Below are 14199 nucleotides of genomic sequence, written 5' to 3' on the forward strand. Positions count from 1 at the left end.
CCATGCGCGGGGAGGCCTTTCCTTCTCCGGCAGACGCCGGCATCTCCGAAGCTTAGAGCCCGCCCCTCATGAGCACAGCCTCCACGTCCTTCATCGACCGCCGCACTGTCGTGGATTGGCTCGGCATCGCGCCGTTCATGATCTTCGCGATGATGTTTCTCATCCTGCCGACGCTTTATCTGGTGACCGGCGCGTTCTTCACGCCCGATGGCCAGTTCACCTTCAAGAACATTGCCGACCTTTTCACCCCGTCGATTTTGAGCGCCTACTGGATTTCCATCCGGGTATCGGTCGCCTCCTCGATCGGCGGCGCGGTGATCGGCTTCTTCCTTGCCTGGGCGATCGTCATGGGCGGCCTGCCCGGCTGGATCCGTTCGGGTCTTCTGACTTTTTCGGGCGTCGCATCCAATTTCGCGGGCGTGCCTCTGGCCTTCGCGTTCCTCGCCACCCTCGGCCGCACCGGCCTCGTCACCGTTCTGCTGCGCGACTGGGTCGGCTTCAATCTCTACGGGACCGGTTTCAACATCCTGTCCTTCTTCGGCCTCACCATCACCTACATGTTCTTCCAGATCCCGCTGATGGTGCTGATCCTGACGCCGGCGCTGGACGGCATGAAGAAGGAATGGCGCGAAGCGGCCGAAATCCTCGGCGCCTCGACCTGGCAATACTGGCGCATGGTCGCGCTGCCGATCCTCTGGCCGAGCCTGATGGGCACCACCCTGCTCCTTTTCGCAAACGCCTTCGGCGCCATCGCCACCGCCTACGCGCTGACCGGCTCTTCGCTGAACATCGTTCCGATCCTGCTCTACGCCCAGATCCGCGGCGACGTGCTGCACAACGCCAATCTTGGTTACGCGCTGGCGCTCGGCATGATCGTCATCACCGGTGTTTCGAACATCCTTTATATCCTTCTGCGCATCCGCGCCGAACGCTGGCAGAAGTGAGGGCGCAGACATGAAAGCAAGCAAAGCCCTCGCCTGGTTCGCCATCGCCATCGGTGTCATCTATTTCTTCGTACCGCTGATCGGAACGTTCGAATTCTCGATGCGCATGCGCCGCGGCGCCTATTCCTTCGACGCCTATCAGTCGGTGTTTTCGGACGCACAGTTCCAGTCGACCTTCGGTTTCTCGATGCTGATGGCGCTTTTCACCATCATCTTCGGCATGCTGCTGGTGGTTCCGACAGCCTATTGGGTACGTTTGCGGCTGCCGCAAATGCGTCCGGTCATCGAGTTCCTGACGCTGATGCCGCTGGTCATCCCGGCGATCGTCATCGTCTTCGGTTACCTGCGCCTTTACAATTCCTCGTCCTGGATCCCCTTCACGGGTTCCATCCAGGGCACCAACATGCTGCTCGTCCTCTCCTACATCACGCTGTCGCTCCCCTACATGTACCGTTCGGTCGATACGGCAATGCGTGCAATCGACGTGCGGACGCTGACGGAAGCCGCGGAAATCCTCGGCGCCAAGTGGCCGACCATCATGTTCCGCTGCATCTTCCCGAACGTTATGTCGGGCGTGCTGTCCGGTGCCTTCATCACCTTCGCGATCGTCATGGGTGAATTCACCATGGCCGCCCTTCTCAACCGCCCGGCTTTCGGTCCCTACCTGCAGCTCGTCGGCGCCAATCGCGCCTATGAGCCCTCGGCGCTCGCCATCATCGCCTTCGCCATCACCTGGTTCTCGATGGGCCTCCTGCAGCTTGTCTCCCGTTTCAGCAAAATGGCGCCCTCCAAGGCCTAAGGATTTTTCGACAATGTCGTTCCTCGTTCTCGAACATATCAAAAAAAGCTTCGGCCAGACCCAGGTCGTCAAGGACTTCAACATGTCGATCGAGAAGGGCGAGTTCGTCTCGTTCCTCGGCCCGTCGGGTTGCGGCAAGACGACCGTGCTTCGCATGATCGCCGGTTTCGAAAATCCGAGCGACGGCGCCATTTCGATCAACGGCAAGAACCAGAACAAGCTGAAGACCAACCAGCGCAATATCGGCATGGTCTTCCAGGCCTATGCGCTGTTCCCAAACATGAACGTCTTCGACAACGTCGCCTTCGGCCTGAAGATTGCCGGCATGAACAAGGCCGACATCGACAAGCGGGTTAAGGAGATGCTGAAACTCATCTCTCTCGATCATCTCGCCGACCGTTACCCCTACCAGATGTCCGGCGGCCAGCAGCAGCGCGTGGCACTCGCCCGCGCGCTTGCCCCAAAGCCACAGGTCCTGCTGCTCGACGAACCGCTTTCGGCGCTCGATGCCAAGATCCGTGTTTCGCTGCGCGAGGAAATCCGCCAGATCCAGCGTCAGCTCGGGATCACCACAGTCTTCGTCACCCACGACCAGGAAGAGGCGCTGTCGATCTCCGACCGCATCGTGGTGATGAATGCCGGCCGTGCCGACCAGATCGGCGCGCCGTCCGAAATCTATAACCGCCCGGCAACCCGCTTTGTCGCGTCCTTCGTCGGCACGCTGAACATGATCGACGCGACCGTCGCCGATCCGGCTGCCAATACCGTCAAGGTCGGCGAGAACACCGTCAAGCTCAAGGAATCAATCGGCGCGCTCAAAGGCGGCGACAAGATTTCGATCGCGCTGCGCCCGGAAGCCGGCTCGCTGTCGGAAAGTGCCAAGGGCGATACCTCGATTACCGGCACGGTCGTGCTGTCGCACTTCCTGGGTTCGGTCATCCGCACCAAGATCGATGTGGGCGGCAACCTGATATCATTCGACATGTTCAATTCGCCCGATACGGTCCAGCCACAGCCGGGCGAAACGGTGACGCTGCGCTTCAACGCCAGCGATTTCCTGATCGTCCGCGACTGATAACGCGCGAAACGGGATCGAATAGAAAAGGGCGCCAAGTGGCGCCCTTTTTGCATTGATTCTGTGGGTGTCGGGACGCGGCTCAAGCCGCGTCGTCAACGGCTTCCTGGCCCGACGATGGTATGTAGTTGAGGACCGGGCCGAGCCAACGCTCGACTTCTTCGACCGCCATGCCCTTGCGCTTGGCATAGTCGTTGACCTGATCGCGCTCGACCTTGGCGACCCCGAAATAATAGGATGCCGGATGGCCGATATAGAGGCCGGAAACCGATGAGCCGGGCCACATGGCATAGCTCTCGGTCAGCTCGACACCCGTTGTCGCGGTCGCATCCAGCAACCGGAACAGCGTCGCCTTTTCCGTATGGTCGGGCTGGGCCGGATAGCCCGGTGCCGGGCGGATGCCGGCATAGGCTTCGGTGATCAGCTCATCGGAAGCGAAGTTTTCGTCCGCGGCGTAACCCCAGAATTCCTTGCGGACCCGCTCATGCATCGCCTCGGCAAAGGCTTCCGCAAAACGGTCGGCCAGCGCCTTGACGAGAATGGACGAATAATCGTCGTTCGCCCGCTCGAAACGCTCGGCAATCGCCACTTCCTCGATGCCGGCCGTCACCACGAAACCGCCGACGTAATCGTTGAGGCCGGTCGATTGCGGCGCCACGAAATCCGATAGCGCCACATTCGGGCGGCCATCGCGCTTCGAAAGCTGCTGGCGCAGGGTGAAGAAGGTCGCGAGATCCTCCTTGCGGCTCTCATCGGTAAAGAGACGGATATCGTCACCCACGGCATTGGCCGGCCAGAAGCCGATCACCGCGCGGGGGCGGAACCACTTCTCGGTGATGATCTTTTCAAGCATCGCCTGGGCATCGGCATAAAGCTGGCGCGCAGCCTCGCCCTGCTTCTCGTCCTGGAGGATAGCCGGGAAACGGCCCTTCAGCTCCCAGGTCTGGAAGAACGGCGTCCAGTCGATGTATTTGGCGAGTTCCGCCAGATCGTAGGTCTCGAAGACCTTGGTGCCGGTAAACTGCGGCTTGGTGGGCAGGTATGCCGCCCAGTCGACCTTCTCGGCATTGTCGCGGGCCCGAGCGATCGGCAGCCGGGTCTTTTCCGCTTCGGCGCGGGCATGGGCCGCTGCAACCTTCGCATATTCCGCCTGCACGGTGCTGATATAATTCGGCTTTGCATCTTCCGACAGCAGCGATGACACGACGCCGACCGCGCGGCTGGCATCGGTGATATAGATCGCCTGGCCACGGTCGTAACGCGGATGAATCTTGACGGCCGTATGGACTCGGCTGGTGGTCGCGCCGCCTATCAGCAGCGGAATGTCAAAACCCTGACGCTCCATTTCGGACGCCACATGCACCATCTCGTCGAGCGATGGAGTGATAAGGCCCGACAGGCCGATGATATCGACCTTCTCGGCAATCGCCGTCTCGAGGATCTTCGTCGATGGCACCATGACGCCGAGATCGATGATCTCGTAATTGTTGCAGGCGAGCACGACGCCGACGATGTTCTTGCCGATATCGTGGACATCGCCCTTGACGGTCGCCATCAATATCTTGCCGGCGGATTTCCGCTGGTCGCCGCCATTGAGGCGCTTTTCCTCTTCCATGTAAGGCAGCAGAACGGCGACGGCCTGTTTCATGACGCGGGCGGACTTCACCACCTGCGGCAGGAACATCTTGCCGGAACCGAACAGGTCGCCGACCACGTTCATGCCGGCCATCAGCGGGCCTTCGATGACATGCAGCGGCCGTTCGGCATTCTGCCGCGCCTCTTCGGTATCGGCCTCGATGAATTCGGTATTGCCGTTGACCAGCGCATGCGACAGGCGCTTTTCGACCGGCCATTCGCGCCAGGCGAGGTCCTTTTCCTTGGCTTCCTTGGCCCCGGCACCGCGATAACGCTCGGCAATTTCGAGCATCCGCTCGGTAGCATCGTCGCGGCGGTTCAGCACCACGTCTTCGCAGGCATCGCGCAATTCGGGATCGATGTTCTCATAGATCGCGAGCTGGCCGGCGTTGACGATGCCCATATCCATGCCGACCTGGATCGCATGGTAGAGGAACACGGCATGCATCGCCTCGCGCACCGGCTCGTTGCCACGAAACGAGAAGGACAGGTTCGACACGCCGCCCGAGACATGTACCAGCGGCATCCGCTGGCGGATCGTCTCGGTCGCCTGGATGAAGGCCAGACCGTAGCTGTTATGCTCCTCGATGCCGGTTGCGACCGCAAACACGTTCGGATCGAAGATGATGTCTTCCGGCGGGAAGCCAGCTTCCTCGGTCAGGAGCTTATAGGCGCGTTCGCAGATTGCAACCTTGCGCTCGTAGCTGTCCGCTTGCCCCTGTTCGTCGAAGGCCATGACGACGACCGCCGCACCGTAGTTGCGCAAGAGCTTCGCCTGGGCGATGAACTTCTCCTCGCCCTCCTTCATGGAGATCGAATTGACGACCGGCTTGCCCTGCACGCATTTCAGGCCGGCTTCCATGATCTCAAACTTCGAAGAATCGAGCATGATCGGCACGCGGGCAATATCCGGCTCGGCCGCGATCAGGTTGACGAACTCGACCATAGCCTTTTCGGAATCGATCAGGCCTTCATCCATGTTGATGTCGATGACGGAAGCGCCGTTCTCGACCTGGTCGCGCGCGACAGCCAGTGCCCCTGTGTAGTCGCCTGATGTAATCAGCTTGCGGAATTTCGCCGAACCCGTGACGTTGGTGCGCTCGCCGACGTTCACGAAAGGCACGTCCTTGGTGAAGACGAACGGCTCGAGGCCGGCCAGCGACATGAACGGCTTGTGCTCCGGCACCTCGCGCGGTTTGAACTCGGCTACGGTCTCGGCGATGGCGCGAATATGCTCCGGCGTCGAGCCGCAGCAACCGCCGACCACGTTGACGATGCCCTCTTCGGCAAAGCCGCGGATCTGGCGGGCCATATCATCCGGCGTCTCGTCGTAACCACCGAAGGAATTCGGCAGGCCGGCATTCGGATAGGCCGAGATGAACGTATCGGCGACCGACGACAGCTCCTGCAGGTGCGGCCGCATCGCATCGGCACCCAGCGCGCAATTGAGGCCGATCGTGAACGGGTTGGCGTGACGCACCGAATACCAGAAGGCGGACGGCGTCTGGCCGGAAAGGGTGCGGCCGGAAAGGTCGGTGATCGTGCCGGAGATCATCACCGGCAGGCGCAGGCCCTTCGCCTCGAAACGCTCGGCGCAGGCGAAGATCGCCGCCTTGGCGTTCAGCGTGTCGAAGATGGTCTCGATCAGGATGATATCGGCGCCGCCGTCGATCAGGCCGTCGAGCTGTTCGCTATAGGCAAGGCGCAGGTCGTCGAACGTCACCGCGCGGTAACCGGGATTGTTGACGTCGGGGGAGATCGAGGCCGTCCGGTTGGTCGGGCCGATGGCGCCGGCGACGAAGCGGCGGCGGCCGTCTTCCTTCTGCGCCCGGAACGCCGCGCGCTTTGCCAGCCGCGCACCGTCGCGGTTTAGGTCGTAGACGGCGTGCTCCATCTGGTAGTCGGCCTGGGCGATACGGGTCGACGAGAACGTATTCGTCTCGATGATGTCGGCACCCGCTTTGGCGTAGCGATAATGGATTTCTTCGATCGCCTGCGGCTGCGATAGAATCAGAAGGTCGTTATTGCCCTGCTGGTGGCAGGCGCAGCCGACAAAACGGTCGCCGCGAAAATGGTCTTCGCCGTAACCCAGGCCCTGAATCTCGGTGCCCATGGCGCCGTCGATAACCAGAATACGCTCGCGAGCGGCAGCCTTGAGCGCCGCCAGGATTTCCGCGCCATCGCGCTTTTGAGCTTCGGGACCGAACAGTTCGTCGAACATGGTGCACCCTTCATCGAATTCAAATTAGCTCGATAACGACATAAACATATCTTTATGTCAATATATAACCATAGCGCGCCGGCATATAAACGCCTGCACGATAATCGATTTAAGAATGCCGGTGACAGGCAACCGGCCCGGCGCTATAGGCGTTCTGAGTGACGTACCCGTCCCAACGATTCCGAGGTTTTCATGAGCGACAACGGTCTGAACGGTAGCAACTGGGCAAGCCTTCCCTATCATCGGCGCTGGCTTCTGGATCAGGCAAACGGCCTGTTCGATTTCTTCCAGTATCGCGCCATGAATCCCAAGGGCGGCTTCTTCGATCTCGACGACCAGGGCAACCCGCTCGGCGGCGCCAACCCGACCCGCGGTATCCATGCCTCGGCCCGCATGGTGCATTGTTATTCTATCGGTTACCTGCTTGGCCGTCCCGGTGCCGGCGACATCATCGACCACGGCATGCGCTATCTCTGGGAACGCCACCGCGATACCGAACATGGCGGCTATTTCTGGCAGGTTAATGACGACGGCGCAGCGGACTCCAATAAACAGGGTTACGGCCACGCTTTCGTGCTGCTCGCCGCCTCTTCCGCCAAGATCGCCGGCCACCCGCTGGCCGACCAGATGCTAGCCGATATCACCGAGGTTTTGGAAGCCCGTTTCTGGGAACCGAAGCACGGCGCGATCGCCGAAGAATTCCAGCGCGACTGGTCGCCGATCGACGGTGGCAGCTATCGCGGCCAGAATTCCAACATGCACCTCACCGAAGCGCTGATGGCAGCCTTCGAGGCGACAGGCGAGAAGGCCTATCTCGACAAGGCGGAAAGCATCGCCGATCTGGTCATCCGCCGTCTCGCCGGCAGCGTCGGGTTCCGGGTTGCCGAACATTTCGATCCGAACTGGGTGATCGACAAGGATTATTACCATCCGGATGAGATGTTCCGGCCGGCCGGCACGACGCCCGGCCACTGGCTGGAATGGTCGCGCCTCCTGCTGCAGCTCTGGACGCTCGGCGGCAAGCAGCATGGCTGGATGGCGGAAGCCGCCAAGGCGCTGTTCGTGCAGTCCATGTCACTCGGCTGGGACAAGGCAAAAGGTGGTTTCTTCTACACGCTCGACTGGGCCGACAAGCCGGCCAAGACCAACAAGCTCTGGTGGCCGATGTGCGAAGCTGCGGGTGCGGCCCACTTCCTCAATGAAACGCTACCTTCCGACAGCTTTTACGAAGACAGCTACCGGCTGATCTGGGGCACGATCGCCAACCGCTTCATCGATCACAAAAACGGCGGCTGGCACGAGGAACTGACCGAGGACATGGCCCCGGCGCACACGCTCTTCCCCGGCAAGGGCGATATCTACCACGCCCTGCAGGCCTGCCTCATTCCGCTTTTCCCGGCCACCGGCAGCCTCACCAAGGTGATCGTCGACGCCGAAGGCCGTATCTGACGGCAACCATCACCTTGCGGTGACGGAACCAAGCGAGCTTCGATCGGTTTCCGGTGTCACAATCGAACACCGGAAACCACCAAACCATGCTCAATACATTAGCCGACGAATTTTCCCATGATGCGCCCGTCGCGATCGAGGTGCTGTTCGCTCGCCTCTTCGGCGCTGCTCTTCTCTGCGGTCTGATCGGGCTGGAACGGGAGACCCGCAACAATGCCGCCGGCCTACGCACCAATATGCTGATAGGCCTCGCAGCAGCGGTCTTCACGCTGGTCGGCCTGCAGATCATGCATGAGTTCGGCAACCAGCCCAATACGGTGCAGATCGATCCGCTGCGTCTCATCGAAGCGATCACCGCCGGCATCGCGTTCCTCGCGGCCGGCGTGGTGTTCCAGATGCGCGGCGACGTCAAAGGTTTGACGACCGGGGCGAGCATGTGGCTTTCCGGCGCGATCGGGCTCTGCGTCGGGCTTGGCATGTGGGTTGTCGCTGCGGTCGCAACGGCTGCCGGCATCTTCATCCTCTGGCTGCTGAGGAAGACGCAGGTCGCCGCCGGCATCAAGGAAGAATAGATCTAACCGCGGCCCTGCCTGGGCAGCATGGCTCGGATACGCGAGGCAAGCTGCTCATAGTCATAAGGCTTGGTAATCAGCGCCGTATTGCCAAGCTCCTCCGAGCCCGGCACGTTACGGTCACCGGTCGCGAAGATCACCGGCAGGTCCGGCAGGGTTTCGCGCAGTTTCAACGCAAGCTGCAGCCCGCTCATTTCCGGCAAGTGAACGTCGGTCACGAGAATATCGACCGACCTGCCTGCGACCTCGGAAATCGCTTCCTGCCCCGACCCCGCCTCAACCACATTCATGCCCGCATCCTGCAGGAAATCTGCCGTTGAAATGCGGATGAGCGCCTCGTCTTCCACGAGGAGGATAGTCACGGGCCCGATCGCCGCCGCCACGGGTTCCGGCACAACCGGCGTTTCCGTCGCCGGCACAGGAACGGACAACGGCCGCTCCGGCCAGCGCGGCGGCGCACCTTCGCGGCTAGCATCGATGATCTGGCGGATCTTTCGTGCCAGAGCTTCGCGCGTGTAGGGCTTGCTGAGCAGGTTGACGCCGGGATCCAACCGACCGCCGTGAACGATCGAATTCTCCGTGTAACCGGAAGTGAAAAGCACGCCGAGATGCGGCAGGCGCTCCTTGGCCTTCTTGGCAAGGTCGCGGCTTTTCAGGCGGCCGGGCATCACCACGTCGGTAAACAGGACATCGATCGGCACGCCGCTCTCGATGATCGCAAGGCCGCTATCGGCGTCCCGCGCCCGCAGCACCCGGTAACCGAGCTCCGACAACAGGCTGACAGTGATCTCGCGCACCGCCTCGTCATCTTCGACGACGAGAATGGTCTCGCTGCCGCCGGAAGCAATACCGGCCGTCATCTCGGCAACAGCGTCCTCTTCTTCCATCGTCCGCGGCAGGTAGATGCGCACCGTCGTGCCGTTGCCCGGCTCGCTGTAGATCTTGATATGCCCGCCGGACTGCTTGACGAAGCCATAAACCATCGACAGGCCAAGACCGGTCCCCTTGCCTTCCGGCTTGGTGGTGAAGAACGGGTCGAAGACCTTTTCCAGGATTTCCGGCGTCATGCCGGTGCCGGTATCGGTGACCGCCAGCATGACATATTGACCGCTTTCGACATCGAACGTATGGCGCGCATATTCGTCGTCGAGATAGGCATTGCCGAGCTCGATCGTCAGCTTGCCCTGGCCGTTCATCGCGTCACGGGCGTTGATCGCAAGGTTGAGCAGCGCATTCTCGACATTGCTGGAATCTGCGAGCGTATTCCAAAGCCCGCCGCCGACGATCGTGTCGATCTCGATCGCCTCGCCAAGACTGCGACGCAGAAGATGATCCATTTCGCGGATCAGCCGGCTGAGATTGACCGCTTTAGGCGATAGCGGCTGACGGCGCCCGAAAGCGAGAAGCTGCGAGGCGAGACGCGCCCCGCGCGACGCGCCGGAAAGTGCGCTGGTAATACGTTTCTCCGCCACATCGTTGCCAGCGACTTCGCGGCTCAACAGCTGGAGATTGCCGGTGATGACCTGCAGGAGATTGTTGAAGTCGTGCGCGATACCGCCGGCCAGATTGCCGATCGCCTCCATCTTCTGGCTCTGGCGCAGCACTTCCTGGGTGCGCTCCAGCTCGATCGTCCGTTCCTCAACCCGATGACCCAGCGTCACCGCAAGGTTGGAGAGCTGCGTCTCGGTCTGCTTCTGCTCGTCGATATCGGTATTGGTGGCGACCCACAGGGTGATCTCGCCCTCGGCATTCTTGATCGGTACGGCACGTGTGATGAACCAGCGATAGACGCCGTCATACCGCCTCAGCCGGATCTCGCATTCCAGCCGGCTGCCGCTTCGCAAGGCCTCGCCCCAGGCCCGGGCGATATTCGGAGAATCGTCCGGGTGCAGCATATCCGACCGGCTTTCGCGGTCGAAATAGAAGGATTCCATGCCGCTATAGGCAAAGATCTGATCGTTGCACCACTGCATCCGGCCGTCTGGCGTCGCGGTCCAGACATGGGTCGGAAGCGCCTGCGCCAATGTGCGGAACCGGTCTTCGTTGTCCCGTGCCGCTTCCTGTGCCCGCCGAAGCTCGGTGACATCATGCCCCTGCACGAAGATGCCGCTGACGGCGCCATCACGGCCCCGGATGGGCTGATAGATGAAGTCGAGAAAGCGCTCCTCCACGTCCCGGTCATGAGACGCCTGCAGGAAAATTCGAGCCCCATGAGCACTGTAAGGCTTGCCGCTGCGATAGACCTCGTCGAGAAGCTCGTAGAAACCTTGCCCTGCAATATCCGGCAGTGCCTCACGCACGGTCTTGCCGATCACCTCTTCTCGACTGATAAGGGCGAGATAGGCGCCATTGACAATGCTGAACACATGGTCCGGCCCGCGCAGGATCGCCATGAAACCCGGTGCCTGCTCGAACAGCATCCTGAGATATTCACGTTCTTCTCCAAGCGCGACGTTCTGCCCCTGCACCGCATCGGCGCGGCGCATCAGGTCGCTATGCATCTGCAACGCCCCGCCGCCGGACGACGACCGGCTGCGCAGAAGGTGGAGTTCGGTGACATCGACCGTATGCTGAAGGATAAGGCTGATTTCGCCGCTTGCCTCCCGGAGCGGCGTATGTGTCGCGCTCCAATAGCGATCCTCAAGCTCCCCATCCGGACCGGCGATCGGATATGGAATGAGAGGCAGGTGATCGACTTTGCCGGTCGAAAAAACCTTTGCGAACGACTGGCGCAGAAGACGGTTCGGCTCGGAATCGGGTTCGCTTGGAAAAGCCTCGAACATCGTCAGGCCGACGAGTTCTTCGCGGGTCCGTCCGGTGACGACCAGATAGGCATCATTCATCCCTACAAGCCGTAGCTCCCGGTCAATGATGACATAGGGATTCGGCGAGAGATTGAACAATTGATTCAAGTCGATATCGGAAAGCTCCGTTAGTCGGAACATGCGTCGTCCCTGATGCAAATTCGACATCAGGTTATAGGGCTTCCCCGCGCGTTTACAATTGAAATCAAGCAACGACTGAAAAACTGACAATGCATCGGACGTCGGCGCTAAGAAACACCTAACACTTGGATTTTTCTTCCTGTTCCGGGACGCACGTTGCCGCCGGAGCAATGCAAAAGCGATGGCCTGTTACGCGCGAAGCAGCCGCTGCGGATGAATGCCGGAAAACAGTTCGGCAACCGCATCGGCGGGCATTGCCCGACCGTAGCGATATCCCTGCCCGGCCTCGCATCCCATCGAGCGGAGAGCGGCCTCCTGTTCGGGCGTCTCGATCCCTTCGGCGACGGTCTTCAACCCGAGTTCGCGGCTCAGCATGATGAGGGCGCGGGTGATTGCCGCATCGCGGGGCTTTGCAAGCAGATCACGGACGAAGCTGCGATCGATCTTCAGCGTCGTCAGCGGATAACGCTGCAGCGAGCCGAGCGACGCATAACCGGTCCCAAAATCGTCGAAGGCAACACCGACACCGAGATCGCGCAGCGCCTGGATGGATTCGAGTGACTGGTCGTCGTCGTTGAGCGTGATCGTTTCTGTGATCTCGATTTCGAGGAAACGCGGATCGAGTTCGTAGCGGGCTATGACATCGCCGACGGCGCGGGCGAGGTTGCCGGCGCGAACCTGTGCCGGGAAAAGGTTGACGCCCATCTTGATCGGCGGATATCCGGCGGCGTTCCAGGCCGCCATCTGGCGGGCAGCCTCGTCGAGGACCCAGAAGCCGACATCGAGCGCCACCGAAGACTGTTCGAGAGCCGGCAGAAACGCTGCAGGCGCCAGCAGACCGCGCTCGGGATGCTGCCAGCGGATCAGCGCCTCGACACCGAAAACCTCACCGGTTTCGATGATCACCTGCGGCTGGTAATGAAGCACAAGTTCCTTGCGGTCGAGCGCTCTCAGAAGCTCGTCGCGCAGCGCACGACGGGCGACGCGCTCGGTGCGCATCGTCGGCTCGAACATGCGGACCACACGCCCGCCTGCCTGCTTCGCCCGGTAGAGCGCGAAATCCGCGCTGGCAATCAGTTCCTCGCCATCGGAACCATGGTTTGGCGCAAGCGCAAAACCGACGCTGGCGCCCACACGGAAAGTGTGCCCGGCCACCTCGAACGGAGTTTTGAAAGCATCGATCACCGCATTGGCAGCTTCGTGCGCCGCGCGCGGATCCGCGGCTCCGGGAAGCAGGACCGCAAATTCGTCGCCGCCGAAACGCGACAGCGTCGCATGGCGGTCGAGAACCGCTGGCAACCGAACGGCGATCGCCTGCAGAAGCGCATCGCCGACGGCATGGCCGAGGCGATCATTGACGTCCTTGAAACCGTCGAGATCGAACAGGAGCACGCCGAGCTGGGTTCCCTGTCCCAGTTCCTCGCGCAGCAGATCTTCGAACCGATGCCGGTTGCAAAGTCCGGTCAGCGTATCCTGGCTGGCCAGCCGAAGCAGCCGTACATCACGGTCGCGGCGATCCGAAATGTCCTTGATGATCGCGCCCATACCCATGCCGCGCTCGTCCCGCCAGACGGACAGCGCGATCTCGATTGGAAACTCGGCGCCGTCCTTGCGCAGCGCCGAGACTTCGACCGTCTTACCCTTGAGTTTCGACTGCCCTCCGGCGGCGACGCGCGAAAGGCCGGCATTGTGCGCCGCGCGGAAACGCTCCGGCACGATCATGTCGATCGAACGTCCGATCATCTCATTGCGGCTGAAGCCGAACATGTCGAGGACAGCCTGGTTGACGAACTCGATCCGACCGGTCGGATCGCAGGTGATCATCGAAAGGTCGGTGGCATTGGCAAAGCTCGCCGCCGTCGCATTGGGAATGCCCTCGCGGCGGATTTCCATATGCTCCATGACCATGGCCGCAAGACCGGCCAGGGCGTGCCGCTCACGCTCGGAGAACTGCTCGCGTACCTGCGTATCGGCAATGCAAAGCGCACCCAGCCGATGGCCATCGGATGTGATCAGGGGCGCACCGGCGTAGAAGCGGATGAACGGCTCGCCGGTAACGATCGGAAGATCGGAAAAACGTGCGTCGGCGCGGGCATCCGGCACGACGAGGACGGCATCCGTGCGGATCGTGTGATCGCAGAAGGATTCTCCGCGCGTGGTCTGCTGTATCTCCGTGCCGGAACAAGCCTTGAACCACTGCCGATCCTCTTCGATCAGCGTGACGAAGGCCATGCGTGTCGAAAACAGCTCTGATGCAAAACGGCAGATGCGATCGAAACGATTTTCGGGAGACGTACCGGCAATGCGAAAGCGGTCGAGCGCATCGAGACGCTTGCGCTCCGCAATATCCATGCTGCTGGCGTCAGACATCTTGGCTCCGAACCCTACAATCAGCCGCACGTTAGAAAGTGACGATTAGAGAATGAATAACAGCCCGACCCCAAGAAATGAATGGTACTTGAACAGGGAACAACGGATTCGACAGCCGAAAATCAGGTATTATGTTTCAAAAAGTTAAACCTTCCGAACGGTCGGTTCGGAAGGTCGTATTTTTTGGGA

General features: G+C 61.0%; 8 protein-coding genes. 5 read left to right on the forward strand and 3 right to left on the reverse strand.

Annotated elements, in window-relative coordinates; all coding sequences use genetic code 11:
* Positions 1-68: 68 nt before the first annotated feature.
* From KX729_RS15030 to KX729_RS15040, 3 genes are read left to right on the forward strand one after another with little or no spacing between them, the layout of a single operon-like run.
* A complete protein-coding gene (locus KX729_RS15030; RefSeq protein WP_219743287.1) occupies positions 69-944 on the forward strand; it encodes an ABC transporter permease in 876 nt (291 codons plus the stop codon).
* Positions 945-954: 10 nt separating this feature from the next.
* The gene (locus KX729_RS15035) at positions 955-1743 is read left to right on the forward strand and encodes an ABC transporter permease (protein WP_219743288.1); all 789 of its coding nucleotides are present in this window, start codon (positions 955-957) and stop codon (positions 1741-1743) included.
* Between the two features lie 13 nt (positions 1744-1756).
* Positions 1757-2818, forward strand: coding sequence for an ABC transporter ATP-binding protein (locus KX729_RS15040; protein WP_219743289.1), 1062 nt, complete (start codon positions 1757-1759; stop codon positions 2816-2818).
* A gap of 82 nt (positions 2819-2900) precedes the next feature.
* On the opposite strand, the gene metH is transcribed toward KX729_RS15040, so the two are convergent.
* The gene (metH, locus tag KX729_RS15045) at positions 2901-6674 is read right to left on the reverse strand and encodes a methionine synthase (RefSeq protein WP_219743290.1); all 3774 of its coding nucleotides are present in this window, start codon (positions 6672-6674) and stop codon (positions 2901-2903) included.
* 192 nt (positions 6675-6866) lie between these two features.
* On the opposite strand from metH, the gene KX729_RS15050 reads away from it, so the two are divergent.
* Positions 6867-8123 (forward strand): AGE family epimerase/isomerase, encoded by a 1257-nt coding sequence (locus KX729_RS15050; protein ID WP_219743291.1) that lies wholly within the window; start codon positions 6867-6869, stop codon positions 8121-8123.
* A gap of 86 nt (positions 8124-8209) precedes the next feature.
* Positions 8210-8695 (forward strand): MgtC/SapB family protein, encoded by a 486-nt coding sequence (locus KX729_RS15055; protein WP_219743292.1) that lies wholly within the window; start codon positions 8210-8212, stop codon positions 8693-8695.
* A 2-nt stretch (positions 8696-8697) separates the two neighbouring features.
* Here the strand turns inward: KX729_RS15055 and KX729_RS15060 are convergent, their stop codons facing one another.
* Complete coding sequence (locus KX729_RS15060) at positions 8698-11640, reverse strand: hybrid sensor histidine kinase/response regulator (protein WP_219743293.1); 2943 nt, start codon at positions 11638-11640, stop codon at positions 8698-8700.
* A 189-nt stretch (positions 11641-11829) separates the two neighbouring features.
* Complete coding sequence (locus tag KX729_RS15065) at positions 11830-14010, reverse strand: putative bifunctional diguanylate cyclase/phosphodiesterase (protein WP_219743294.1); 2181 nt, start codon at positions 14008-14010, stop codon at positions 11830-11832.
* Between the last annotated feature and the right edge of the window lie 189 nt (positions 14011-14199).

The organism is Neorhizobium populisoli, from assembly GCF_019430945.1.
Classification (GTDB): domain Bacteria; phylum Pseudomonadota; class Alphaproteobacteria; order Rhizobiales; family Rhizobiaceae; genus Neorhizobium; species Neorhizobium populisoli.

What these genes read in the sequence shown, in the direction of transcription:
- KX729_RS15065 (WP_219743294.1), bottom strand. Translation starts at nt 14,010, where the DNA reads ATGTCTGACGCCAGCAGCATGGATATTGCGGAGCGCAAGCGTCTCGAT.
- KX729_RS15060 (WP_219743293.1), bottom strand. Translation starts at nt 11,640, where the DNA reads ATGTTCCGACTAACGGAGCTTTCCGATATCGACTTGAATCAATTGTTC.
- metH (WP_219743290.1), bottom strand. Translation starts at nt 6,674, where the DNA reads ATGTTCGACGAACTGTTCGGTCCCGAAGCTCAAAAGCGCGATGGCGCG.
- KX729_RS15035 (WP_219743288.1), top strand. Translation starts at nt 955, where the DNA reads ATGAAAGCAAGCAAAGCCCTCGCCTGGTTCGCCATCGCCATCGGTGTC.
- KX729_RS15055 (WP_219743292.1), top strand. Translation starts at nt 8,210, where the DNA reads ATGCTCAATACATTAGCCGACGAATTTTCCCATGATGCGCCCGTCGCG.
- KX729_RS15030 (WP_219743287.1), top strand. Translation starts at nt 69, where the DNA reads ATGAGCACAGCCTCCACGTCCTTCATCGACCGCCGCACTGTCGTGGAT.
- KX729_RS15050 (WP_219743291.1), top strand. Translation starts at nt 6,867, where the DNA reads ATGAGCGACAACGGTCTGAACGGTAGCAACTGGGCAAGCCTTCCCTAT.
- KX729_RS15040 (WP_219743289.1), top strand. Translation starts at nt 1,757, where the DNA reads ATGTCGTTCCTCGTTCTCGAACATATCAAAAAAAGCTTCGGCCAGACC.